General features: G+C 52.6%; 31 protein-coding genes and 1 pseudogene. 20 read left to right on the plus strand and 12 right to left on the minus strand.

From position 1 onward, the window contains the following. Positions 1-117: 117 nt before the first annotated feature. The 7 genes and pseudogenes from QEZ52_RS00705 to QEZ52_RS00735 form a co-directional block, all read left to right on the plus strand. On the plus strand, positions 118-393 hold the full coding sequence (locus QEZ52_RS00705) for a rod-binding protein (RefSeq protein ID WP_406647025.1): 276 nt from the start codon (positions 118-120) through the stop codon (positions 391-393). Continuing rightward, a complete protein-coding gene (gene flgN / locus QEZ52_RS00710; RefSeq protein WP_406647027.1) occupies positions 386-745 on the plus strand; it encodes a flagellar export chaperone FlgN in 360 nt (119 codons plus the stop codon). Before QEZ52_RS00705 ends, flgN begins: the two co-directional genes overlap by 8 nt. A gap of 204 nt (positions 746-949) precedes the next feature. Then, positions 950-2158, plus strand: a complete 1209-nt coding sequence (locus tag QEZ52_RS00715; protein WP_406647029.1) for a flagellin — start codon at positions 950-952, stop codon at positions 2156-2158. A gap of 71 nt (positions 2159-2229) precedes the next feature. Next, positions 2230-2601 (plus strand): flagellar biosynthesis regulator FlaF, encoded by a 372-nt coding sequence (gene flaF / locus QEZ52_RS00720; protein ID WP_406647031.1) that lies wholly within the window; start codon positions 2230-2232, stop codon positions 2599-2601. Between the two features lies 1 nt (position 2602). Further along, positions 2603-3007 (plus strand): flagellar biosynthesis repressor FlbT, encoded by a 405-nt coding sequence (gene flbT, locus QEZ52_RS00725; RefSeq protein WP_406647033.1) that lies wholly within the window; start codon positions 2603-2605, stop codon positions 3005-3007. Beyond that, entirely contained in the window at positions 3004-3804 is an 801-nt protein-coding gene (locus QEZ52_RS00730; protein WP_406647035.1) for a DUF1217 domain-containing protein, read from the plus strand. The genes flbT and QEZ52_RS00730 overlap by 4 nt, the downstream gene beginning before the upstream one ends. A gap of 104 nt (positions 3805-3908) precedes the next feature. Beyond that, positions 3909-4079, plus strand: a pseudogene (locus tag QEZ52_RS00735) (IS3 family transposase); the annotation flags it as partial. Positions 4080-4164: 85 nt separating this feature from the next. On the opposite strand, the gene QEZ52_RS00740 reads toward QEZ52_RS00735, so the two are convergent. Then, a complete protein-coding gene (locus QEZ52_RS00740; protein WP_406647037.1) occupies positions 4165-5502 on the minus strand; it encodes a FliI/YscN family ATPase in 1338 nt (445 codons plus the stop codon). Positions 5503-5589: 87 nt separating this feature from the next. Between QEZ52_RS00740 and QEZ52_RS00745 the strand changes: the two genes are divergently transcribed. From QEZ52_RS00745 to QEZ52_RS00785, 9 genes are read left to right on the plus strand one after another with little or no spacing between them, the layout of a single operon-like run. Next, positions 5590-5985, plus strand: a complete 396-nt coding sequence (locus QEZ52_RS00745) for a FlgB family protein (protein WP_406647039.1) — start codon at positions 5590-5592, stop codon at positions 5983-5985. 15 nt (positions 5986-6000) lie between these two features. Beyond that, on the plus strand, positions 6001-6393 hold the full coding sequence (flgC, locus tag QEZ52_RS00750; RefSeq protein ID WP_406647041.1) for a flagellar basal body rod protein FlgC: 393 nt from the start codon (positions 6001-6003) through the stop codon (positions 6391-6393). A 19-nt stretch (positions 6394-6412) separates the two neighbouring features. Then, complete coding sequence (gene fliE / locus QEZ52_RS00755; protein WP_406647043.1) at positions 6413-6703, plus strand: flagellar hook-basal body complex protein FliE; 291 nt, start codon at positions 6413-6415, stop codon at positions 6701-6703. Between the two features lies 1 nt (position 6704). Then, positions 6705-6977, plus strand: coding sequence for a flagellar biosynthetic protein FliQ (locus QEZ52_RS00760; protein ID WP_406647045.1), 273 nt, complete (start codon positions 6705-6707; stop codon positions 6975-6977). Then, on the plus strand, positions 6977-7693 hold the full coding sequence (locus QEZ52_RS00765; RefSeq protein WP_406647047.1) for a flagellar hook-basal body complex protein: 717 nt from the start codon (positions 6977-6979) through the stop codon (positions 7691-7693). Before QEZ52_RS00760 ends, QEZ52_RS00765 begins: the two co-directional genes overlap by 1 nt. 21 nt (positions 7694-7714) lie before the next feature. Then, positions 7715-8500: a flagellar hook-basal body protein gene (flgG, locus tag QEZ52_RS00770; protein ID WP_406647048.1), complete on the plus strand. Its 786-nt coding sequence runs from the start codon at positions 7715-7717 to the stop codon at positions 8498-8500. Then, entirely contained in the window at positions 8500-8919 is a 420-nt protein-coding gene (gene flgA / locus QEZ52_RS00775; RefSeq protein ID WP_406647050.1) for a flagellar basal body P-ring formation chaperone FlgA, read from the plus strand. Before flgG ends, flgA begins: the two co-directional genes overlap by 1 nt. A gap of 1 nt (position 8920) precedes the next feature. After that, positions 8921-9664 carry a flagellar basal body L-ring protein FlgH gene (gene flgH, locus QEZ52_RS00780; RefSeq protein ID WP_406647052.1) on the plus strand — a complete coding sequence of 248 codons (744 nt, stop codon included), beginning with the start codon at positions 8921-8923 and terminating at the stop codon, positions 9662-9664. 9 nt (positions 9665-9673) lie between these two features. Then, positions 9674-10159 (plus strand): flagellar basal body-associated protein FliL, encoded by a 486-nt coding sequence (locus tag QEZ52_RS00785; protein ID WP_406647053.1) that lies wholly within the window; start codon positions 9674-9676, stop codon positions 10157-10159. A gap of 464 nt (positions 10160-10623) precedes the next feature. On the opposite strand, the gene QEZ52_RS00790 is transcribed toward QEZ52_RS00785, so the two are convergent. The 11 genes from QEZ52_RS00790 to fliL all read right to left on the minus strand — a co-directional run bounded on the left by QEZ52_RS00790 (position 10624) and on the right by fliL (position 20975). After that, the gene (locus QEZ52_RS00790; RefSeq protein ID WP_406647055.1) at positions 10624-10773 is read right to left on the minus strand and encodes a transposase; all 150 of its coding nucleotides are present in this window, start codon (positions 10771-10773) and stop codon (positions 10624-10626) included. A 175-nt stretch (positions 10774-10948) separates the two neighbouring features. Continuing rightward, the gene (locus tag QEZ52_RS00795) at positions 10949-11335 is read right to left on the minus strand and encodes a hypothetical protein (RefSeq protein ID WP_406647057.1); all 387 of its coding nucleotides are present in this window, start codon (positions 11333-11335) and stop codon (positions 10949-10951) included. Between the two features lie 11 nt (positions 11336-11346). Continuing rightward, the gene (locus tag QEZ52_RS00800; protein ID WP_406647059.1) at positions 11347-12438 is read right to left on the minus strand and encodes a flagellar biosynthesis protein FlhB; all 1092 of its coding nucleotides are present in this window, start codon (positions 12436-12438) and stop codon (positions 11347-11349) included. Further along, positions 12438-13208 carry a flagellar biosynthetic protein FliR gene (locus QEZ52_RS00805; protein ID WP_406647061.1) on the minus strand — a complete coding sequence of 257 codons (771 nt, stop codon included), beginning with the start codon at positions 13206-13208 and terminating at the stop codon, positions 12438-12440. The genes QEZ52_RS00800 and QEZ52_RS00805 overlap by 1 nt, the downstream gene beginning before the upstream one ends. Continuing rightward, complete coding sequence (flhA, locus tag QEZ52_RS00810; RefSeq protein WP_406650601.1) at positions 13205-15229, minus strand: flagellar biosynthesis protein FlhA; 2025 nt, start codon at positions 15227-15229, stop codon at positions 13205-13207. Before flhA ends, QEZ52_RS00805 begins: the two co-directional genes overlap by 4 nt. 72 nt (positions 15230-15301) lie before the next feature. Beyond that, positions 15302-15796 carry a transglycosylase SLT domain-containing protein gene (locus QEZ52_RS00815; RefSeq protein WP_406647063.1) on the minus strand — a complete coding sequence of 165 codons (495 nt, stop codon included), beginning with the start codon at positions 15794-15796 and terminating at the stop codon, positions 15302-15304. Between the two features lie 370 nt (positions 15797-16166). Next, positions 16167-18443, minus strand: coding sequence for a hypothetical protein (locus tag QEZ52_RS00820; RefSeq protein WP_406647065.1), 2277 nt, complete (start codon positions 18441-18443; stop codon positions 16167-16169). Beyond that, positions 18440-19309 carry a flagellar motor stator protein MotA gene (gene motA / locus QEZ52_RS00825; RefSeq protein ID WP_406647067.1) on the minus strand — a complete coding sequence of 290 codons (870 nt, stop codon included), beginning with the start codon at positions 19307-19309 and terminating at the stop codon, positions 18440-18442. The genes QEZ52_RS00820 and motA overlap by 4 nt, the downstream gene beginning before the upstream one ends. Before the next feature lie 73 nt (positions 19310-19382). Beyond that, a complete protein-coding gene (locus QEZ52_RS00830) occupies positions 19383-20000 on the minus strand; it encodes a MotE family protein (RefSeq protein WP_406647070.1) in 618 nt (205 codons plus the stop codon). Next, positions 20000-20422 (minus strand): hypothetical protein, encoded by a 423-nt coding sequence (locus QEZ52_RS00835; protein WP_406647072.1) that lies wholly within the window; start codon positions 20420-20422, stop codon positions 20000-20002. Before QEZ52_RS00835 ends, QEZ52_RS00830 begins: the two co-directional genes overlap by 1 nt. Positions 20423-20432: 10 nt before the next feature. After that, positions 20433-20975 carry a flagellar basal body-associated protein FliL gene (gene fliL / locus QEZ52_RS00840; RefSeq protein WP_406647075.1) on the minus strand — a complete coding sequence of 181 codons (543 nt, stop codon included), beginning with the start codon at positions 20973-20975 and terminating at the stop codon, positions 20433-20435. A 103-nt stretch (positions 20976-21078) separates the two neighbouring features. Between fliL and fliF the strand changes: the two genes are divergently transcribed. From fliF to fliP, 4 genes are read left to right on the plus strand one after another with little or no spacing between them, the layout of a single operon-like run. Then, complete coding sequence (fliF, locus tag QEZ52_RS00845) at positions 21079-22707, plus strand: flagellar basal-body MS-ring/collar protein FliF (RefSeq protein ID WP_406647077.1); 1629 nt, start codon at positions 21079-21081, stop codon at positions 22705-22707. Continuing rightward, positions 22707-23303, plus strand: a complete 597-nt coding sequence (locus QEZ52_RS00850; RefSeq protein WP_406647079.1) for an ABC transporter ATP-binding protein — start codon at positions 22707-22709, stop codon at positions 23301-23303. The genes fliF and QEZ52_RS00850 overlap by 1 nt, the downstream gene beginning before the upstream one ends. Next, entirely contained in the window at positions 23296-23592 is a 297-nt protein-coding gene (locus QEZ52_RS00855; RefSeq protein ID WP_406647081.1) for a FliM/FliN family flagellar motor C-terminal domain-containing protein, read from the plus strand. Before QEZ52_RS00850 ends, QEZ52_RS00855 begins: the two co-directional genes overlap by 8 nt. Next, positions 23589-24329 (plus strand): flagellar type III secretion system pore protein FliP, encoded by a 741-nt coding sequence (gene fliP, locus QEZ52_RS00860; protein ID WP_406647085.1) that lies wholly within the window; start codon positions 23589-23591, stop codon positions 24327-24329. Before QEZ52_RS00855 ends, fliP begins: the two co-directional genes overlap by 4 nt. Positions 24330-24349: the final 20 nt, after the last annotated feature.

Here is a 24349-nt window from a genome sequence, read left to right on the forward strand (position 1 = left end):
GAATTCTTTCACGTTGCCCATAGCAATAGGCAATTTCGGTTACCGTCTTTTTAACCGCCCTTGCTGCATCCTGAAAAAGTTGAAGCAATTCGAAACTTTGTAAACCGGAGGTCGCAGATGACACTCATTTCCATCCCCCCCCCTCAAGTTACTACGACAGGGCAGCCAAGCCCTATGCGTCAGGCTGCACAGGAATTGGAAGCTACATTTTTGGCTGAAATGCTGAAATCAGCCGGGCTTGGTGAGACCCCCAATGCCTTTGGTGGCGGAAGCGGAGAAGATCAATTCTCGAGCTTTTTGGTGCAAGCCCAAGCGCGTGAAATGGCCCGTTCCGGTGGAATCGGGCTCGCCGAATCACTGTTTCAAGCCATGAAGGAGGCCTCGGATGTCTAAACAAACCAGCCAACATTTGATTGATCAGCTTGACAGCCTTCTCGAACACGAACGCAAGGCGCTTGTATCTGGTGATCTCGCACAATTAACAGAAATCGTTCCCCGCAAAGAAGTTCTGATCGACAATCTGAATGCCTTGGATCAGCTGGAGCGGTCTGTGCTTGAGCAGACACAGACCAAACTTGAGAGAAATCAGTTGCTGTTGAACAGTGCGCTGGCTGGGATTCAAGCCGTCGCCGGGCGCATGGCTGAACTGCGCAAAGCCCGCGAAGGCCTGGATGTCTATGATGAAACCGGTCGCAAAACCCGGTACGGCATGATGGCAACCGCCAAGCTGGAAAAGCGGGCCTGAAGCGACTGTGTTTATGAAAATACGATCTATCCAGTTGGCCAAGCTTAGCATTCCATTAGCACATATCGCGCCAATCTGCCCCTGCACCCAGCAAGTGGTGGCGCGATTAGAAAGTGAATCGCAACAGTCAGAACGACACTTGGTCCGTCCTATGGGGGCGGGATGAAACCGGGCTTAAAAGCCCCATGACTAAAGGATAGAAGCATGTCCAGCATTCTGACGAACAACAGCGCAATGGTTGCATTGCAGACTCTGAAATCAGTAAACAAGAACCTCGCTCAAACCCAGTCGGAAATCTCGACCGGGAAATCGGTTGCAACGGCCAAGGACAACTCTGCCGTCTGGGCGATTTCCAAAGTGATGGACTCGGACGTTCAAGGTTTCAAGGCCATTTCAGACAGTCTGAATCTGGGGCAGTCCACTGTTGCTGTGGCCCGGCAAGCATCGGAAACCGTAACCGACCTTTTGACCCAGATGAAGGGCAAAATCGTTGCTGCGCAAGAAGACAACGTGGACCGGGGCAAAATCAACGATGACGTGACTGCGCTGAAAAACCAGATCAATTCCGTGGTTGCTGCCGCGCAGTTCAATGGATTGAATCTTGTGAGTTCGACCGGCTCTTCGTCGATCTTGTCGTCTCTGGATCGCGACGCTGCTGGCAACGTCACAGCGTCCAGCATTACAGTCAGCAATCAGGATCTGTCGTCCGGTGCCTATGTAACCAAGCAGGTATTTGACGGATCGACCGGTGCATCGGGAGACCTGGATCGTGTCGCCGAAGCAATTGACAATGGTGCGACTTCGGCGACTGCATTGGTCACGGACGAGTCCTCTGGTGCATTTGTAGCGGGTGACAAAGTCATCGTGGCAATTGATGACCAGACGATTTCATACACCGTAACGGCAGATGACGCGGCGGCGACAACCACTGGTGATATCGTTGCCCTGGGTCTCAAAAACGCCATTGACGATCTGGGAATTACCGGTCTGACAATTGACTACGACTCCGGCACTGCTGGCACCCTGTCAGTGGCCAACGCAACAGGTGCCGACATTTCGTTCTCGGCACAATTTGTGAACGCTGGTTCTGGCGGACTGGGTGCGATGGCTGGAATTGATGTCAGCACCGGTGTTGGAGCCGGGGCCGCGTTGGGCGCAATCGAAGCTCTGATCGACACGGCAATTGATGCGTCGGCCGCCTTTGGTTCCGCACAGGGGCGGATCGATACGCAGGCTGATTTTATTGGCAAGCTGACCGATTCACTCAAATCAGGCATTGGCTCGATGGTTGATGCCGATATGGAAGCAGCCTCCGCGCGCCTGCAGGCCTTGCAAACACAGCAGCAACTGGCAACCCAGTCTCTGTCGATCGCGAACCAGGCACCACAGTCAATCCTGTCGTTGTTCCGGTAACAAACACGGCGGGGCGCAGCGACGCGCCCCGCACTTCGCCAGCCCCTGATAATTACATGTAAGGAAATGACGTGAACGCCACGATGAAGGCCCAACGCGCCTATTCCACAGCTTCTGCGCCAACGCGGACCTCCAAGGATATTGAGTATGACGCAATGGCCCGAATAACTCATAAAATTCGTAGCTCCGCCCAGAAAGGACCAACTGGCTATCGGTCTCTGGTCGAAGCCCTGCATGACAATCGAAAGCTCTGGGACATTTTTGCGGTCGAAGTCGCCGATGCCAATAATCCGCTCCCTTCTGACTTAAAGGCACGTCTGTTTTATCTGGCCGAATTTACACGCCATCACACATCCCGAGTTCTGGCCAAACAGGAAACCGTGGATGCCCTTGTCGAGGTCAATACCTCAGTATTGCGCGGCATGAGAGGAGGAGATATCTGAAATGTCGGGACTGGTTCTGAAATTGGCGCCAAAAGAGCGCATTTTGATCAATGGTGCCGTGATTGAGAATGGCGACCGTCGCAGCCGATTGTCTGTTGTGACGCCCGATGCCAATATTCTGCGCCTCAGAGATGCCATACACCCGGAGGAGGCCACAACCCCTGTCCGCAGGGTGTGCTATGCAGCCCAACTTGTCCTGACGGGGGATAGTAATCCGACGGATGCACGACTGCCATTGCTGCGTCGTATCGAAGAGCTGAGCCAGGTCTTTACCGATCACGACAGCCGGGCCTCCTTGGCTGAAGCTACAGACGCATTGATCCAAGAACACCACTATCGGTGCCTCAAAGCATTGCGATCTCTGATACCGCGAGAGGACCGGCTCATGGCCGCGCACGCCACGTGACACTGCAACCAATCATTCCAGCAGGCGGAATCCAGGGGTGGCGTTTTCTCCAGCAAACCTACGACCGCCAGTTTTCATCCTTTTCAAAAGACCCAGTCCTGAAAAGGGACACAGAGTATTTTGCCGAAAACATCGGCGCAGTCCAATCAGCTGAAGACCTTGTCTCGGATCGGCGCCTCCTGAGGGTTGCTCTTGGAGCCTTCGGGCTCGAGGATGACATCAACAATCGCTACTTCGTGCAAAAAATCCTGTCTGACGGAACATCTGCTGAAGATGCGCTGGCGAACCGACTTGCAGATGAAAGATACAAGGACTTCTCTGACGCCTTTGGCTTCGGGCCAAGCTCTGTCCAAAAGACCGTCAACTCAACAGACATGCAAAACATTGTTGATCGCTTCAGGGAACAGTCCTTCGAGGTTGCCGTGGGGGAGCAAAATAATGACATGCGGCTGGCATTGAACATGCAAAGATCGCTGAAAGACTTGGCTACTGGCGACATGAGCGAAGATGCCAAATGGTTCACTGTCATGGGAAACCCACCTTTGCGCCAGGTATTTGAAACTGCGCTGGGCTTGCCTTCTGCAACGGGTCAGCTGGACATTGATCAGCAGTTGGGAATCTTCAAAGACCGTGCAGCTGCCAATTTCGGGAGCTCGACCTTCGCCCAGTTCAGCACCGATGCTGGTATCGAAGATGTGACTATCAGGTTTCTCGCTCGATCCCAGATATCCCAAATTGGCGCGTCTGTATCTTCCGCATCCACCGCTTTGATTTTGCTACAAAATAGCAATTTCTGAAGTCTAGTAGTTTTATGTCCTAAAATTTGACATCGAACACACAGGTGCGCGTATCCACTAACAGATACGCAGGTGATACAGAGCGCCAGTTATTCAAACGAGTGGACATCAGCTATGTGTGGCCCCGTGAAGGCTGATTGTCTCTCGCCGTGATCCTCGACCCGCATTTCAGGCGCGTGATCGGCTGGACTGTGAGCAATCGAATGAAACGGGATGTAGCGATACGGTCCCTGGCGATGGCGATGGCGATTACATTCAGTGCGCCACCCAAGGGGTTCAATCCATCATACTTGTTACTTGGGACCCAGAAGCTCCTTTCTCAACAAGATTGGCATGTGTATTCGCCAGGGTTCGAGTGTCTTATCTGCTCGCAGGTTGGATACCGGCCCGTCGTAGGATAACGCTCAGGCGATCAAAACTATTCGAAATTCCGACATCATCGGATTTCGCAAAGAAAGCATCCAACTCGTCCCAGATTTGAACGGCCTGATCCAGTTTGATGTCTGTCCCCGCCTGGTACAGCCCAGCCTTGATCATCACTTCTGATTGTTCATAAGCGCCTAAGAGCTTGCGCGTTTCCGAAATGAGTACATTTTCCTTCTCTGTCGCCGCATCCGGTAGTGATCGAGAGACCGAGCGCGCCACATCAATCGCCGGAAACCTACCCCGTTCCGCAATGCTGCGATCCAGCAAGATATGCCCATCCAGTGTCCCCCGCAGGATATCAGCAACAGGCTCTTCCATGTCAGATCCTGCAACCAGAACACTAAACACCGCAGTGATGTCCCCCTGACCATTGCTTCCTGGGCCAGCGCGCTCGCACAGGGCCGTCAACAACGGTGACAATGATGGCGGATACCCTCGCAAAGCGGGCACTTCACCAGAAAGAGTCGAAATTTCGCGGTGTGCTTCGGCGAATCGGGTAACTGAATCAGCCAGAAACAAAACGTTTTGACCCTGATCGCGAAAATGTTCAGCGACTGCCATGGCGGCCCATGCGCACCTGCGCCGCGTTGTGGCGGGTTGGTCAGAGGTGGCAACTACGATGATTGATCGCTTCATTCCCTCTGGCCCCAAAACACGGTGAACGAATTCATTCACTTCGCGCCCTCGTTCGCCGATCAAGGCAATTACAACCACATCGGCCTGCATCCCGTTTGCCAGGGAAGACAAAAGTCGAGACTTCCCGACTCCGGAGCCGGCAAAAAGGCCAATTCTTTGTCCACGTACAATTGGCAAAATCGTGTTCAGAACAGCCAAACCAGTTGCGAGACGATCTCCCAATGGCTTGCGTTTTGCGGCTTGGGGCGGCGGCGCAAGCACGTCATGAGACATAGCGCCGGGCCCCAGCGGTCGACCATCCAAAGGTCGACCGAACGGATCAATCATGCGACCGATCCATTGACCACAAGGTGCAAAATCAGGGACAGGCGACAAAGCCGCGGGGTCACCGACTGCTACCTTTTCAGGCGTGGTTTCCGGCAGCATAAAAACAGTTTCATCTTCAATCTGAATCACTTCGCCGTTCAACGTAGTTCCGTTCAAACGTTTCAGTTCCAACAGATCTCCGATGCAAGCGTCCTGAGCGAGCCCGGACAGTTTGATACTGCCCCCCTGAACCGCGACCACACGCCCCACAGGTCGCGCCAACGGTTTGCTCGCGACAACATTTCGCAACATTCGCAAGGTTTCGTTCATTGGGGAACTCCAAACAATTTCCTGAAAACAATTTCTAAAGGAATCGGGGTTAAGCCTTGATTGAGATTGGTCGAGGGAGAAGCCCCGGTGTTTTCAAAACTGAATGTTTTTCAATTGGCACACGCCATGGCTACGCATGCCGGCAAGCGCCAAGCTGTTATTTCCGCGAATGTCGCAAACGCAGACACTCCGGGTTACATGGCCAAAGATCTGGTCTCATTTCGCCAACTCGTGGAATCCGCCGAGGCCGGTCGGCCGGATACGATGGTGGCTAGCCGCACCCGACATCTAAACGGCCAGTCTTCCTCTCTTCTATCCGCAACAGAAGCAACAACATCCAGCCAGTTAAGCTCTGGCGAAAACAGTGTTTCCCTGGAAACTGAAATGCTCAAAGCAGCAGAGGCCAAGCGTGAGCATGACAGGGCGCTGGCGATCTACAAATCATCCCTGAACATTTTGCGAACCAGCCTTGGTCGCTCCTAATTCACAGGTATCCAGATGAGTGATCTCTCTGACGCATTAAACGTGACAGCCAGCGCATTGAAGGCACAAGCCTCACGGCTGCGGCATGTTTCCGAAAACCTGTCAAACGTTGATACACCAGGATATCGGCGCAAAACGATCGCCTTTGAAACCAAACGCGATCTGTCCAGTGGTGTCGAAACCGTGGCTGCGGGTCGGGTCCAATTGGACCAAAGCACATTGCGCCAAGTTTATGATCCGTCGCACCCCATGGCGAATGAAACGGGATATTTCGAGGCATCAAACGTCGATCTCATGATCGAGCTGGCCGACGCACGAGAAGCTCAACGCAGCTATGAAGCAAATCTGAAGATGTTCGATCAAGCGCGACAAATGTCGTCATCGCTGATGGACCTATTACGTCGTTAATCAACCAAGGAGATCCAGAATGGATATTCGCAGTCTTTCCGCTGCCAGCGGCTATGCGGCCGCCAAACCCGCAACCCAAACCGACCCCGATTTTCAGGGAAACGCATCGGCATTCAAATCGACATTTCAGGATTTTGCAGCCACCCTGCATGGCAGTGAACAGACGTCTATCGCAGCCATGACAGGTGGCGCGGACCCTCATGCCTTGGTACAGGCGCTGGCACAGACCGAACTGGCCGTCGAAACCGCCGTAACCGTGCGCAACAAGGTCGTCGAAGCTTATCAGGAAATCCTGAGAATGCCGGTTTGACATGTTAACGGACGGAGTCATTTTTGACACGTTGCGGCAGGGCTTGTGGACAGCAGTAATCATCTCGTTCCCGATCCTTACCGTTGCCTTGGTTGTTGGTCTGGCCATTGGTTTGTTCCAGGCTCTGACATCCATTCAGGAAATGACGCTAACTTTTGTTCCAAAGCTGGTCGCCATCGTGATCGTCTTTTGGTTGTCCATGAATTTTATGACTCACACGCTGGTGTCCTTTTTTGGCAGCCAGATCATACCGCTCATTGCAGGAGGTTCCTGATGGAAACGGCAGGCTATGCTACGCTATCGCGGCAATCCGGTTTGATGCAGGAAATGCAGGTTGTGGCCAACAACATTGCCAACTCTGCAACGACCGGATTCCGACAAGAAGGTGTGATTTTCTCCGAATACGTCAAATCGACAAGTGATGGATCCCCATCGCTGTCGATGGCACGGGCACAGGCCCATGATACATCCCTGTCCCAGGGTGCATTGACCCAAACAAACGGGACCTTTGATCTGGCAATTGAAGGCGACGGTTTTTTTATGGTCGAAACACCCAGTGGAAACCGGCTGACCCGGGCTGGAGCCTTTTCAGCAAATGCTGACGGCGACCTTGTGACGCCCGATGGGTACCGGGTTCTCGATGCAGGTGAAGCCCCAATTTTTGTTCCATCTGATACCGGGAAGATACATTTTGCCAGCGACGGCACGGTCAGCGCAGATGGTCGTCTTTTGGGGCAGATAGGCCTGTTTCAGGCCACGGAAACAACCGCCATGAAACGCGAAGATGGTGTCATGTTCGACCCCGGTGGTGACGTTGAACCCGCATTAAATGCCCAAATCATTCAAGGGTTTCTCGAAGGGTCCAATGTCAATCCAATCCTTCAGATTTCCCGAATGATTGAAATTCAACGCGCCTACGAGCTTGGCCAGAGTTTTCTTGAATCCGAAGACGAACGGATCCGGAATGCTGTCAAATCCATGCTTCGCTAACCTCTGAGAAGGAGACCCACAATGCGAGCCTTGAAAATTGCGGCTACAGGCATGAGCGCGCAGCAAATGCGCGTCGAAACGATCTCTAACAACCTCGCCAATATGAACACCACAGGTTACAATGCGCGTCGCGCAGAATTCGCCGATTTGCATTATCAGCAGATGGCACGCGCGGGCACAGTAAATGCGTCCGATGGAACAGTTCTCCCGACAGGGGTCCAGCTCGGGCTGGGGGTGCGCCCCACGGCAGTGACCGTTCATCTTGCCCAGGGGGCTTTGTCTGCGACTGGCAACGATCTGGATGTCGCAATCGAAGGCAACGGGTACCTCGAAGTCACGCTGCCATCCGGACTGTCGGCCTACACGCGCGACGGCGGGTTGAAACGGTCTGCCGAAGGGTTGATCGTTACTTCCGACGGGCACACGGTATCGCCGGAAGTAACGATCCCTTCTGATGCACGTAGCATTTCGATCAACGCCACTGGCGAGGTATATGCCTACTTCGATGACACGGCCGAGGGCCAGTTGCTTGGACAATTTGTTCTTGCTGGTTTCACCAACGCCAAAGGGCTCGAAGCCATGGGTAGCAATCTGTTTGCCGAAACCGAAGCCTCAGGGCCACCGCTGTTGTCTGAAGCCGGTTCGGACGGGTTGGGGACCTTGCGTCAGGGATACCTGGAAGACAGCTCGGTTGATGCTGTTCGCGAAGTAACCGAACTGATCGAAGCACAGCGCGGGTATGAAATGAACGCCAAAGTGATATCGGCCGTCGACCAGATGATGGGCGCGACGACACAGGTGCGCTGATGAAACGAACCCTTCTCATGACTTTGCTGACCGCAATGGCGCTCCCGGCTTGGGCCGATATCCTGGTTCCGGTGCGCACAATCCGGGCCAAGGAAATCATTGCGCCCGAAGATCTGATGATCAAACGGGTCGATCTGGCAGGTGCCCTGTCAAATCCCGCAAATGTCGTTGGCTTGGAGGCACGAGTCGCCCTGTATCCCGGACGCCCATTGCGCCCTGGTGACATAGGCCCGCCAGCCATTGTCGAACGCAATGACCTGGTCACATTGGTTTTTGTGCAGGGCGGTCTGAAAATCGTGACCGAAGGGCGTTCATTGGGCCGAGGCTCTGTCGGCGAAACCCTTCGGGTCATGAATATGCAATCCCGATCGACCGTTTTTGGGAAGATCAGGACAGATGGTACGGTTGAGGTAAAGTGATATGAATACACGATTGTTGTCCAACAGCTTAAAGATCTTTTCCCTGTTTGCCGCTGTGACAGCCTGCGGTCGGGTGGACCATCTGGGAAAGCCACCATCTTTTTCCGAAAACACGGAAACGCCGGAACATGTTGCAATGCTTTGGCCCGGGCTCCCGTTGCATACCCAACCGCAACGCAATGTCGACCAGTCCTCACTGTGGAGCGGCGGGCAGCATTCTCTATTGGGAGACCGGCGCGCCATTAAGAAGGGTGATATTCTGACCGTTGTCATCGAAATTGATGAAGAGGCTGAGATTTCCAATGACACCGAACGCTCCAGATCAGGATCCGAGAGCTTGGGCGTGCCTGACCTCTTCGGGCTTCCTCAACGTATCAACGAAAATCTTCCCGCTGGTGCAAGCATGGACAACGCAGTAGATATTGCGTCTAACAGCTCGTCTGGTGGTCAAGGTTCTGTGAAGCGCAAGGAAAAGCTGACTCTTCGGGTTGCAGCAACAATTGTCGACGTTTTGCCAAATGGCATCCTTTCGATTTCCGGATCTCAGGAATTGCGGGTCAACTTCGAATTGCGCGAGCTGCTGGTTACAGGCTTTGTCCGACCGGAAGACATCTCGAGACAAAATGAAATCACCTATGACAAAATTGCCTCTGCCCGGGTTTCGTATGGTGGGCGCGGACAAATCACTGATGTGCAACAACCCCGTTATGGACAGCAGATACTTGATGCCGTTCTGCCGTTCTGAGGATTAGAAATGCTTGCCAAGATTCTTCCCCTCATACTGGCGTTTGCAGGTACTGGAGGCGGCATTGCCGCCGGGCTGTTTCTGACACCTGCAGATCCCGTTGATCCTGCTTCAACACCACATCAAGCGGCAAAAACCGAAGAGCACAGCGAGACATCGGAAGAGAAAAAGAACGAATTCGTCAAAATTTCCAACCAGTTTGTCATACCGGTTGTGCATAGGGACAAAGTAGCGGCCCACGTTGTTCTATCGCTGAATCTCGAAGTTAATCCCGGGACCCAAGATACCGTTTTTGAACGTGAGCCCCGGTTGCGTGCCTCATTTTTGCGGGTCCTGTTCGATCACGCCAACATGGGTGGGTTTCAAGGTACATTCACAACCTCGTCACATCTGGATTCATTGCGCACCGCCCTATTGGAAACCGCCCAACTGGAGCTGGGAGAAGACGTCATCGACGTCTTGATCGTTGATATCGCCAAGCAAGACACCCGTTAAGAAGCAGGTCCCAGGCGGCGTCAAAGTTGGTCACCTTAACTCTCGACCAAATGCACCTCTTATTCCCAATTGGGCACCGCTCTGCTGGTGGGGCCCTGTAAACCGCCACCGATGGCCAGCTGATCATACACAATTCCCACTGCCCATGCTTCATTGCTTTGCGTTCACCAGCTAGCCTTCTCGCCTCAACAGAACGTGGATGCGCCTGTAACCACAGCGCACACGGGTTTCCGAGGTCTTCTTGATGCGTTTGTTGAGTTCGGGTTGTTCGTCGCCGTGCGCCTTGTCGTGACAGGTCGAGCGTTCCGCTTGCAACACACCACAAGCACGCCGGATGCTGACGAGCCAAATCGCGCGCAGATCATCAACCTATTGCCGGCGACGGGCAGGCCTCAACGCCTTCGCTTGATAACGTTCTGCAGCATCGCTTTATCCAGAGCCAGAGACAGATCAGCCACCAAGCGCTACAGTCTCGTGTTCTCTTCGTCGAGCATTTTGATCCGCTTCATCCCGGAAGGCATCAGCCCGCCATACTTCCTGCGCCAATTGTAGACCGTTGCTTCCGCGATCCTGGTCTTACAGCACCCCTCCGCGACGCTCGTGCCCTCTTCCACTTGCTACTGGACAATCGCGAACTGCGCTTTGGTGAACTTGCTCGTCTTCATGGAACTCTCCTTCTCCCGTTCTCGGGATCAAAATGGAGAATTCCAGTTCAATACGGTCCTGTTTTCGGGCAGCAAGTCACCACCCGTGAAACCCGTTCTGGATTAGAATGTCATCGGCAGCGTGTCAGGTCCATCCCAGGTTTCGCGCTTCATTGCGTTTTCTTTTTTGCATAACACGGTCATTTTTCTTTTCGTCAACGAGTTTCCGAATGGCTTGATCCCGCCCAAATGCCAATCGAACTCGACCCATCAATTGCAACTTCTGCCCTCTGATCTGAGCCAGTTCCATGTTCAGACGTTGCCGCGTGCTGTGTTGCCACGCATTCCACAAAAGATCCGCACCGATCATCTTCATGGCATCATCACCCATGCCAGAATCCAATCCACTTTTCCTTTGCTCGTCCAACCTGCCCAACGCGGATCGGATTGACTCTTCTTTGGCCAGAAGCTTGGAGATTTTTGCCTGTTCCTCGAGATAAAGAACCCCTGTTACCTTTTGCAGATCTTCCAACTTCTTAACGCTCATACGAAACTCTCTTTCGCCTTACGTCGCATTGTTTCGGCAAATCTGATAGCCGCAGCTACCGGGCCGTAATGCTCTTCTGTGATCTCTTGGCCAATGGCGACAGTGGCATGCAATGCCCGCGCTGTTGGCGCGTCTTGATGGATTGGCACTCCATTTTCACTTGCGATCTCACGAATGACTGCCGCAACTTCATCCACACCTTTTGCTACACAAATTGGTGCCGACCCTGGCATTCTATCCCATTTCAAAACAACGGCGTAATGCGTCGGGTTCACGATCACAACGTCTGCATCGGGTACATCTGCCATCATCTGCGAACCGGCAATCATCTGAGCACGCTGACGGCGTTCCTGCTTCATATGCGGATCACCTTCCGCCTCTTTCATCTCGTCCATCATCTCTTTGCGCGACATACGGTTTTTCCGAATGTGCTCATGATATTGCCAGACAGCATCAATTCCCCCGATGCACGCGGATATGACCGCAACCAAAAACAGGAACTCCAATGCCAATTGCGCGAGCAGTGCTGTAACCGAACGGGCTTCGACTCCAACAGCGGCAACAATATCGGGTAGGCGAAAATTCAGATAGAACCCTAGGCAAACCGCATAGAGAGTCAATTTCACAAAGCTCTTAAAGAACTCAAACAAGCCACTTCGTCCGAATTTGTTCTTTGCGTTGGACAAAATGGATATTCGAGATGCTTTGAACTCTAGCTTGGATGGTGCAAAGACCATTGCGCGCTGCGCAAGAACAGACAACAAAACTGCTACGGCGGGAGCTATGAACCAAGGGGCGATCGTCTGCATAACCGCCGATAGAATTCCCCCCATCAATGCGCCGGGGTTTCCCTTAAAAATCAATTCAGCCAGTTCTCCGGACTGTCCGATCAAAACCATCAAACTGGTCCCAAAATCGGCAACCGTGCTGGCACCGACAGCGGCCAATGCGATCAAAAGACCAAAATAGGAAGCCGCGACCGACAAATCTGCAGACTTCGGAACCTCGCCCTTGTCGCGTGCTTTTTGTAGCTTTTGCGGCGTCGGTTCGTACGTCTTGTCAGAGTCATCATCGGGCGCCCCGGACATCAGTTCATCCTCACCGGGTTTTCAAAGAAGCCCATCAAGGCGTCAATCCAAACGGTCAGCAACATTGGCGATGCCACAAAGAGCAGAAACAGGCCGCCAAAGGTAATCAACGGTGCACCAACAAAGGCAACCATCATCTGAGGCATGGCACGGTTGATTGCCCCCAAAGCCAGATTATAGATTACGGCCGTTATGACAAATGGCGCAGCCAAGACAAACGCCAGAGAAAACGATCTGGCAATTTGTCGGATGCCCCATTGGGACAACCCGGCCGGATCTGGAAACTGTCCTATGGGCAACATGTCATAAGACAGGATCAAAAACTCAGCCGCGCGAATATGAAGACCTGCAAAAATGGCCAAGGCAAGTGCCGCAAAAACCAACACCTGCCCCATTGCCGGGATAGGGTCCATGCCAGCAGTCCCAAAGATCTGAGAAAGCGATGTCGACTGACCCGCGATTGACCCTGCTGTCTGCAAAGCAAGAACGAGCAATCGGATACCCAAACCCATGGCTAAACCGATTGTCGCCTCGGCAACTGCAAATAGGGCCAGCCCGGCCAAGCCCTCCGGCTCTGGCACGGTGGGCACCGCTGGAGCGACGATTGCCGTAAAGGAGAAAGCGGCAACCAACTTAATCCGGGTTGGCAGCGTCGACGCTCCGAAAGCCGGCAGCACTGAAACCAGGGCAGAAACCCGAAAAAAGACAATCGCAACATGCCAATATCCACCAATTAATGGCTCGAGGGCCGTCAAATTGTCGAGGCTCATGTTTGGACCATTCCGACAAGAGCGGGCCGCGCATCCAGACCGATTTCCTCGAAGGACAGGACAGGGTTAGACACGCCCCGTGCCTTGAGGATGGTTCGCAAAAATCGACGTCGCCGTGTGGATGTGACCAAAGCCGGAAATACGCCCTGCTCTGATATGGAGTTCAACTTTTCTGTCATACCATCTGCCAGACGATTAAAGAGATCGGGAGGCAACGCAACATCTACTCCGGATTGGGTTTCGATCTGGTAATTGGCAAATGTCTCTTCCCACTCGGGGGCCAGTTGGACCAATGGAATAGATCCATCGTTCCGCTTCATCTCAGCGACCAGCTGAAACCCTAAACGATGGCGCACATGCTCACAAATGCCATCGGGCTGGGTCGTGTGCAAACGCGCCTCTGCAATTGCTTCCAGGATAAGCGGCAAATTACGAATGGACACCCGTTCGTCCAAAAGCAATCGCAGTACGGCATGCAAAGTGTCGATTGGCACCTTGTCTGGAACCAACTCATCCAGCAGTTTTCGGTTCGCTTCGGCACGCACCGGATCACTCAAACGGGTCATTTCTGACATCAACCGGCGCAGCGCCTTGAGCGTTAGAAGACGCGCAAAGTTCTGCTTGATCACTTCCAGCAAATGGGTCGCAAGAATTTCCGACGGCGACACAATTGTCGCGCCAATAATCACCGCATCCTCCTGATCTTTTGCCGAAATCCATCGCGCGGGTGCACCGTAGACGGGTTCGGTCACGTCGTTCCCCGGTGGCAATTCATCGGTTCGGTCCATCAGCAGCGCAAGAACTAGTTCCGGATGCAGTACACCACGCGCCTGTTCGACACCTTGAACGCGGATCAGATAAGTCCCTGTCTCCAGCTCAGGTTGATCGGTAAGACGAATGTCCGGCAAAATCAGTCCGAATACACTGGCAACATGTGTGCGCATGTTGGCGATGCGGGCATCCAGTCCGGTACCAGGGTCCAAAACCATTTCCACCAAGTCCGGAGCAAATTCGAGATGCACATCATCCAGATCCAGAACGTCCCCCAAAGCACGTTGAGGCACTGCATTGTCGTCATCTTTTGGGTCTAATTGTTCAACCTGATGTTGCAGAGTTTCCCGATACATATAGAATGCGGCATAGCCCAACACACCTCCCCCCAGAATAAAGGGGAGGAACGGCAGGCCTGGAACCAATGCAAACATCACCATAAGCGCCGCAACTGTCGCTATGGCTGCTGGGTGTTTGCCAAGTTGTGAAAAAAGAGCATTATCCGTAGCTCCAGGTGTTCCGCCACGCGCCAGTAGTAATGCCGATGCGATCGAAATAATAACCGCCGGAATCTGAGTGACCAGTCCATCACCAACAGTCAGTATCGCATAGGTTTCGAATGCAGCACCGACGGGCATTCCATGCACGATAACGCCCATGATCAGCCCCATAACCAAATTTAGCAACGTGATTAGCAGGCCAGCAACCGCATCGCCTTTTACAAACTTCGACGCACCATCCAAGGACCCGAAGAATGTCGTTTCTTGCTGCTCACGCTCCCGCCTTTCCTTGGCCTGTTGATGGTCAATGGCCCCTGCTGACATATCGCTATCAATGGCCAATTGTTTACCGGGCATCCCATCCAACGCGAACCTGGCACCGACCTCTGCCATCCGTGCCGCCCCTTTGGTGATAACCATAAAGTTGACGATCAACAGAACACCGAAGACCACCAAACCCAGGAAAATACTGCCGCTCATAACAAAGCTTGCGAATCCTTCAATCACATCTCCGGCGGCGCTTGGTCCGGTATGACCTTGTCCAATGATAAGTTTTGTCGAAGAAATATTGAGCGACAGGCGCAGCATTAAGGCCGCCAGCAGGATTGTTGGAAATGATGAGAAATCAAGCGGCCGTTCAATAAACAACGTGACGGTAAAAATTAAAATGGCGATCCCAAATGATGCTGCCAAACCAACATCCAGCACCCATGAGGGCATCGGCAAAATCATCATCACGATGATCGCCATTAACGCCAACGCCAACATTACCGTAGAGTTCAACAGGTTTTTCCCAGAAATCTGAAACACGATTCAATACCCCTATTGAAATTCTATTGTGGCACGTGTCGTATTAGAGCGCCCGCCCATGGGAACCAAAGATCCCATCCTGGGTGAGGATCCTGAAATCAATGCGCTTACAGCGCCATTTTCATTCACCGACCATGTATTTTCATGCGAGGGCGTTTTTGAAACGGCTCGAACGCTTACAATTTTCGCGTCCTTCAATTGGCTATGCATTTTTTCAAAGCGATCTGAATATGCAACTGCGAATTTTGGAGTTCGGGAGTGGTAAGCGCCTGCCGCTTCCTCCCAATTTCCATATTCCACATATAGAGATTTCAAAAAAGATGCTGCATAATCAGCATTCGACATGGGGTTAAACATTTCTTCGATTGATTGAAATGCACTTCCATGCCATTTAAAGTTTATCTGAAAACACCCCAAATCAAAACTTCTCGCACCAAGTTTGAAGTGTCGAAATACAAATGCCAAAGCCTGATCTTTGTCGGCAAACCAATGACCGGCCCCCTCCATGTTGACCGTCCACGGCCAAGGCTGGAGCCCATCCGGCTGTCTGTGGCGCCCAGTTTCCAGCCGAGTGATCGTCCGAAGAATATCATATGGAACACCAGAGCGACTTGCAGCTTCAAAGGCTGCCTGGTCACATGTAGACAACCCGCTAACCTGAGGGGTTATCGCATGAGCGCAAACCGGGAACCCCAAAACCACTAAGGAAAGTACAGTCCATTTACGTTTTGGCGGCTGTACGTCACCACGCCTGATTATATTGGCTCTCGGCATTCTGCGCGACCTATGATGCATTCAGTTAGGTCGATTTTAAGTGCGTTGATGTTTACAAAAGATGACCATTGATGCGCTAAGGGAAAACAAAATCTGAATAAAATCAGCGTGCAGGCGTATCCTGCAACAACTCACGTAGGTTCTGTCTTATGCTCGTGCTTTCTGCGACGAGTTCATGTGCACTGGCCAGCGGAGGCAAATCAGATCGGACCCCAACTGGGTCGATCAAAGCATCAGAGAGCGAAACGAAACCTGCATACCTACCCGATACGTTACCCAGGTTTTCGGGTTTTTCACCGGAATGCCACACACTACGTAGTGCCTGATCGACGTCCTCATTTTGAACAAACAGGTTTGCAGCGTCAGAGAAATCGCCATTCAACATCATCGCTTGCGCTCGAATACGGCTCGCTTCCCGTCCCTGGACGCCCAGTAAATCGATCATGGCGCGATGTGGAAGATCGAGATCCAATGCTGTTTGACCTAGCAAAAGGCTTGCTTCTTTCCGTTCATCGCCGGAAAAATGCGCTTGTTCAAGAAAGTCACGAGCTGGGCCTGAGAACCCCATTTTCGAAAGCCTACGGGCCAAAGCAAGGATTACGTTCGCTTCTTCTGGCCATGACTCCCAAGTCGCGACCTGGAAGGCATGGCGTAGGAACGTCACATCGTCGGCCTGCTCTGTTAACGCAAATAGCGCAGGCACGAGAGCGGTATTCACATGAGACCGCCCATCAATCTCCCGGATAATTGCCAAGCGCTCAAAGACACTTTCAAAATCTCCAGCCATCCCCAATGCGATGATTTCAGCCTGCCTGACTTCCGGCCCAAGCGCATCCTTACGATATTCTAGCGCGTAGGAAGAAATCAGGTCCGAAACGTCTGGTGTCAGTGGTTTTCTGACTTCCCAACGCTTCCCTATTAGGCGCACCAAGGCTTCGACAGAATTTATATCCGCCGAATTGACAGTTTCTATTAGCTTCTCATCTTCCAACGTCGAACGCCCACTGAGCCCAGCAATCTCTGCTTGTGCAAGGCTGAGGTCCGATGTTGGTTCGCCGCCCAACCTGGCGACGGCTCGGAGAACTGCCTCAGCCGCATCCTTGTTTCCGTGGTCTACAAACATGCGGCTCAATTTCGGACCCAAGTTCTCTCGCAAATGAGAAGGCAGACTTGCAAAGCTTCTCAATACGGATTCCGTATCAGTCCGGTCCGATATCTGGCCCGCTGCGAGAACCGTCCACAATGCCCCAGATCCAGGACAGGCGCTCTGGTCTTGGAATGGGCTGGGGTAATCTACTTTTCGACCATCCACGATTTTCGCCAAACTTGGCAGAACGGTCGCTTCCACATTGTTTTCAGGAAGAATTTGAAGAACTTGCTCTGCTTCTGCACCGAAACCCAAATAGATATACAGCCTGGCAAGTTGCTTGATCTTTTCTTCATCAAGAACGTCAAACTCTCCAAATATTTCTGACCTGATTTCACTCACCCGATCAAATGTGGCCCCGTCATTTATCCACGAGTTTATGTCAGTGATTTCCTCTGATAGACACACAACATCCGATGGGCGTCCTGCTGTACCTTCCAAAGAGGATTGAAAATCCCGGTCAATTACCGTTGATGCGTTAATATTTTCGATTAACGAAAGCTCACCTTTATGTGCCGACAATCCAGAATAATCTTCCGTCGCCACAGTGTTTGTTTGCGGCTGTAAAACGCCTTGACTCAAAGCGCGTGACAGCATCCCGTCGAGGTACTTCTCTGTATTGTCATTGGATTTTTGAAATTCTTGATTTTTGATATTGAATGGAAGTACTAACGTAGGTGATGTCGTTTTGTTCTCCTGCATAGTTGCAACTGTGGAGTCTAGATCTAATCGGCCATACCCCCCATTAAGGGCAAACGTTCTTTCAACACCTGCAGTTTCTTCAACGCTTCTAACTCCATCCATATTAAATCGGTACGAAACTCCACTTTTTGGGAAAAATTTTTCTCGTGATTCCCAAAGTGTCCGCTTTGGTTCACGGATATCAATTACCAGAAACGAGTTCTCTTGCATGAATCCTGAAATATCGCACCGGCAGGCCAAATCCAACTGAAGATCACCTTCTTTTGAAACTTGCCTCAAGGCCAAAAGATGTTGCTTTCCAATTCTGGAGAAAACTTTCGAAGTGTCAAAAATAATTTCTGGGCTATCCACGGAAATTGTTGCCGCCTGACCATTGGTAGCAACACTCCATTTCACCTGGTCAGGGACTTTTAGAACTAGTCGGGTAAATCCATCATGAGCGCCCGATCGAACGACACTTCGGAATGTTTCAGCAAGCGCAAATCCCGGACCAAGCAGAAACATAACCAAGAAGAAGAGCAGGCGCATCATGCGGCGTCCTGCTTAATTGCCTTCAGCGATTCCTCGAGATCTGAGAATCCTGGTCGAATATGAGACGGAGTGTTTTGCCGCCCCACTTCGATGCAAATCGAAACGGCATGGTTGTGAAGATTGGCAACCAAAACCTCCCTGATCAGCTGATAAAAGTGACCGTCTTCTTCAACGACTGCCTTTACCTTTGCTGCGAATGGGCCAACCAAACCATAGGCTAGAAACACTCCCAAGAACGTTCCAACCAAAGCCCCACCAATCAACCTGCCTAGAACTTCGGGCGGCTGGTCGATCGACCCCATGGTTTTGATAACCCCGAGAACCGCCGCAACGATCCCCAAAGCTGGCAGCCCGTCTGCGACGGTTTGCAGCGCGTGGCTGGAATGCAAGGCATGGTGCAGATTCGCCTCCATCCTCTTTTCCAGGACTTCTTCGACCTGATGGGGATCATCATAATTCATGGACGCAGAACGCATGGTATCGCAAATGAGATCGATTGCTTCCCGATCCTGCAGAATTTTGGGATATTTTGAAAAGATCGGAGAATTTTGCGAATCCTCAATATGCTGTTCAACCTCCACCGGATTGGCACGGGCGACCCGGATCAATGCAAACAGCAGGCACAGTAGATCACGATAATCGTCTGGCTTCCACTTTGGCCCCTTGAAGACCTTTCCGATGTCCTTCGCAGTATGTTTTACCCCGCCCATGTCATTGCCAATCAAAAATGCTCCAACGGCAGCGCCGCCAATCATCATCATTTCGAAAGGCAAAGACTTCAGGATGATTGCCATCTTGCCGCCAGCGGCGAGATAGCCGCCAAACACCATGGCAAAGATCGTTATAATACCAATAACACCGATCATGCGGGATCTCCTGGGTTCTGCTCTAAATAGAGTTTTCCCGACTGGGGTTAAAAAAACGTGTCAGGAAGGCCGCTTATTCTCGTGGGACATTCGCATTTTTTCCGGCCATCACGACGCTGATAGTATAGGCGGTGTTGGGTGCCAGCCCTGCCAGAATGGCGGCTGCTGCATCGGGCTTCATTCGTCCCAGAAATCCCGCCGCAAAATCCGGGTCCATTTCTTCAAACAACGCCGCCGAATCCTTTGGTTTCATTTGCTCGTAGACTGTCGTGAGCTTGGCCAAATCATTTTCAGAAGCACCATCTGCCAATGTCAGTGTCGCTCTGAGCTGTTCTTCGGCCTGAACCAAAGCGGCCATTTGCTGCTCGATCGCCTGATCGGCGATCTCCAAGGCGCGCATCCGATCTTGAATTTCGATCTCCTTAGCCTCCAGAATCGCCTCCCTCTCACGAAATGCCGTTAGCATCGCGTGAAAGTCTGGATTCACCTGGCTATCGGACCGGAAAGGCATTTCATCCTCCGCACCCGCCTCTTTTTCCTCTGCCGTGTCTGGCATCAATTCCCTTGCAATTGCTGGCCCCGCTTCCAAACCCAATCTGAGAACCGCAGAGCCGGACAAAAGAACCGCCAGTACGAAAAGTGTACCAATTCGCGACGGGCGACCTGTTTTTGATGCTCGTTTGGTTTTCATCAGGCTGCCCCCTGTTGCTTCCGCTCATGCCGCATGAACATCAGGCCGGGCTTTGCAGGCTGCGGCTTGGGTTCAGCTGGCTCTCTACTATGAGGTTGCTCTACGGAGCTCGGCTTGGGGCTGTCTACATCTTCCAGCCCGGGCATGTCGTGCATCGAAGCCATCATCAACTCTAACCTTTGCGCGACACCTTCTGCTCGCATCGTCAAGTCCTGCAACGCTTCCTCAGAACCGTGCGACGCATCGCGGGCAGCCGAGAGTGTTTTGGTCAAATCATCAACTTGCGCCGAAAGAACAGCGACAGCGCCCCCGACTCCCTTCTCCAAGTCATTGAAACGATTCAATCTTCGCGCCAATACAAAGCAATAAAAACCTGCACCTAACGCCCCCGCTGCCAGCAGGATATCTGCAATCAATTCCACCTTATGCCTCCTAGTTCAGCACAAATTCCATGACCAACAAGTCCCTCACACGCCCACGACCGGTGACAATATTGATCCGCCTCAGCATCTGTGATCGAATTCGAGTGAGCGCAACGGGGTCTTGAAGATCACTCACCTTAAGAGCCCGCAGGTAGCTATTGAGCACATCTGTTACCCTGGGCAGCAGTTTTTCAACGTCCGCCTGCGCGTCACTGCGTACTTCCAACTGCGCAACCATCCGCAGCTGCTGTGCCTCGCGCCCCTGCCCCATAGAGAGATGAATAGGGTCCAGGGGCACGAAGGCGATTTCACTAATATCGGTCATTGGGTCGGCCAGTGCCTCCACTGGCATCTCCGTAGAATGTTCCGCTGAATCCGATGATTCCGAATTTTCGTTGCCGAATCCGAACGGCAATAACCCGGACTGGGCGGCATAAAAGCCACCTCCGCCCCCAATCACAGCCAAGATCACCCCAATGATTAGAGGAAGTTTCCCCCGTTTCGTTGATGGATCACCAGCATCCGGGCCCGTATCGGCAACTGCGTCAGTCATAGATTTCCTCAAACTCTCTGTTCCTCCTTCATAACCGTTGAGGGACTAACCGAATGTTAAGGCCGATCCATCAAGTTCGGGACACGCCGCGCAGAATGTCGGCATGACGGAGGATAAGGTGCAGCAGATCAGAACTATCTGGGCAAGTTTGGATGGGCGTAAACGGATTATCGTGGTGGGTGCCACGATGGCGATGTTTCTAAGCGTTCTTTTATTGTCACGCGTCGCAACAGCCCCGACGATGCAATTGCTGTATGCTGGGCTGGAAAGCGGCTCGGCCGGTGACGTCATCCGTTCTCTTGAACAACGCGGAACAATTTATGAAGTTCGGGGGGGCTCGATCTATGTGCCATCGAACCAGCGTGATGAATTACGTATGACGCTGGCCAGCGAGGGGCTGCCAGCAAATGGCGGCAAAGGTTATGAATTGCTTGATTCGCTCAGCGGATTTGGAACAACCTCGCAAATGTTTGATGCAGCATATTGGCGCGCCAAAGAAGGAGAGTTGGCGCGCACAATTGTGGCAAGCCCTCACATAAGTCAGGCCCGCGTGCATTTGGCCAACGCGGCCTCAAATCCATTTCAACGCACAGCGGAACCAACGGCCTCCGTTTCTGTCGTTCCCTTGGGGGCCGCGATCACGGGTACTCAGGCAACGGCCATCCGACACCTCATCGCTTCCGCGGTGACTGGGTTGGACGCGTCGAACGTCGCTGTGATCGACGCAAATGGTACGATGATAGGGGCGACAGACTCAACGGTTGCAGCTGTGGGGTCGACAGGGGATGACCGCGCCCAAATGCTGCGCGAACGCGTCTTGCGGCTTGTCGAAGCCCGGGTCGGAGCCGGAAATGCCGTCGTGGAAGTAAGCGTTGATACTGTAACCGAAACCGAGTCGATCCGGGAAAAGAGAATAGACCCCAACAGCCGGATCGCTATCAGCACAGATGTCGAAGAGCGTTCTGACTCTTCAACCAACGAATCCCAGGCGGTTACCGTTGCTTCAAACTTGCCGGATGGGGATGCCGCAGCAGGGGAAGGTTCCAAGGCAAGCACGAGTTCGACCCGGGAACGGGTCAACTATGAGATTTCCGAAACGGAATCGGAAATCATTCGTGCGCCCGGTGCAACCAAACGGCTGTCGGTGGCTGTGTTGGTCAACGGGGTAACTGCAGACGATGGAAACGGAAACCTGATTTTTGAACCCCGTCAGGAAGAAGAACTGTCGGCGCTGCGGGAACTTGTGGCCTCGGCAGTCGGGTTTGACGAGACACGCGGCGATGTGATCACCCTGAAATCCATGGATCTACCCCGCATTGAACCACAGGGAACAGTGGTGAGTTCATCAGTTTTGAACAATGTGTTTTTTGACGCCATGTCCCTGATACAGCTGGCAGTTCTTGCACTTGTCAGTCTTGTTTTGGGTCTTTTCGTCATTCGCCCGGTTTTTGCCAATGCCGCGCTCCCGGCACCAGGTCAATTGACCCCGCTCCCTGTGTCCACCAACGCAAATTCTACCGGTGATGCACCAGTTCTGACCGGAGAAATCGACCCGACCGGCGACGCGTTTGACTCCGCGTCCCGACCGCCAGCTGCAACAACCTCTCTCCCGGCGCTCGGCGACCCACAAGAAAACCCGGTTGACCGTCTTCGGGCAATGATTGGTGAACGTCAGGAAGAAACGGTGGAGATTCTAAGAGGCTGGCTCGAAGAGAGTGAGGAGAAAGTTTGATGACCATCGCACATCTTTTAGAAGACTTTGCCATTCCTTTTGATGGCAGCCAGATTTTCACGTTGAGTGAGGACGCGCTGGAAGATCAACGGCTTGCGTCCTTTGAACAGGGATACAGTGCAGGATGGGACGACGCAGTCAAAGCCCGAGATCAAGAGACCGGTCAAATATCCGCTAACTTGGCAAGCAACCTGGAAGATCTTTCCTTTACCTACAACGAGGCGCTTACGCAGATGACCGACTGTTTGACTCCGTTTTTTCGTGGGTTGGCTGACGTTGTTCTACCAGAAACCATGGCGCTCAGCTTTGGTCACCATATTGCCGAGGAAATGGCAAAAATGGGGCGCGACCAGGCCGAGCAACCCGTGTTTGTCGTCGTCTCACCAAACGACAAGGCCGTCGTCCAATCCGTTCTATCCGAGCAAGCAGGCATGAATGCTCGAATCGAAGGCGACCCGCTGTTGGGTGCCGGACAGGCCTATGTCCGGATCGGAAACCGCGAGAGAGAAATCAATTGCGACTCGCTGGTTACCAGCATCCGTCAATCGATCGATACTTTTCTTTATCAGAACCAAGAGGATTTGAAACATGGCTGACCAAGACGCGACCCGTGCGGCGACCCACGATCCGGGAAACCCGTTTGTCAACGTCCCGATCGAAGTCACCGTTTGTGTCGGCAAGGCCCGGCCCCTGATCCGGGATCTGGTCAATCTCGGGGAGAATGCAATCCTGCCGCTCGACAAAAAGGTCGAAGATCCGGTGGATCTGTTTATTGGCGACCGCTTGATCGCACGCGGATTGCTGGAAGAAGTCGAAGGTTCGGACTCTGGGCAATTGGCAGTACGTTTGACTGAAATCGCAGATCTGCAAAGTGGATTGGGATGATTTTTCGGCTCCTTTTTGGGATTGCGGTGACTGCGATATGCCTGGCTATGCCTCAGGCCAGCCACGCACAGGAACTGTCTCTATCGCTCACGGACGACGGGTCTATTTCGGCGCGCTCCATTCAGTTGATCGTTCTGATCACGGTTCTCAGCCTGGCACCCGGGCTCGCGATTACGATCACTTGCTTCCCGTTTCTGGTCACAGTTCTTTCGATCCTGCGCCAAGCAATCGGATTGCAGCAATCCCCGCCCAACATGTTGATCGTAAGTCTCGCGTTGTTCCTGACTTACTTCGTAATGGAGCCGGTTTTTTCCAAATCCTGGGAGATCGGGATCAACCCCTTGCTGCAGGAGCAGATAGACATCGAAGCTGCAATTCCACGGGTTTTAGAGCCTTTTAGGGTTTTCATGTCTGACAGAGTCGACCCCGTCACCTTGGACAGCATGGCAGCATTGCGAAACTATGATGTCACCAGTCAGCCTACGGATCAGGCACCGCTTTCGATCCTGATCCCCAGTTTTTTGCTGTCTGAAATTTCGCGCGCCTTTCAAATCGGGTTTTTGGTCTTTCTACCCTTCCTGATCATCGACTTGGTTGTCGCAGCAATCCTGATGTCTATGGGCATGATGATGGTACCGCCGGCCATCGTATCCCTGCCTTTCAAGCTGGCATTCTTTGTAGTTGCCGACGGGTGGAGCCTGATTGCGGGGGCATTGGTGCGCAGCTATTTCAATTGAAGTAACAGGATTCCAACACA

The organism is Aliisedimentitalea scapharcae (assembly GCF_045277565.1).
In the GTDB taxonomy this organism is placed as follows: Bacteria; Pseudomonadota; Alphaproteobacteria; order Rhodobacterales; family Rhodobacteraceae; genus Aliisedimentitalea; species Aliisedimentitalea scapharcae.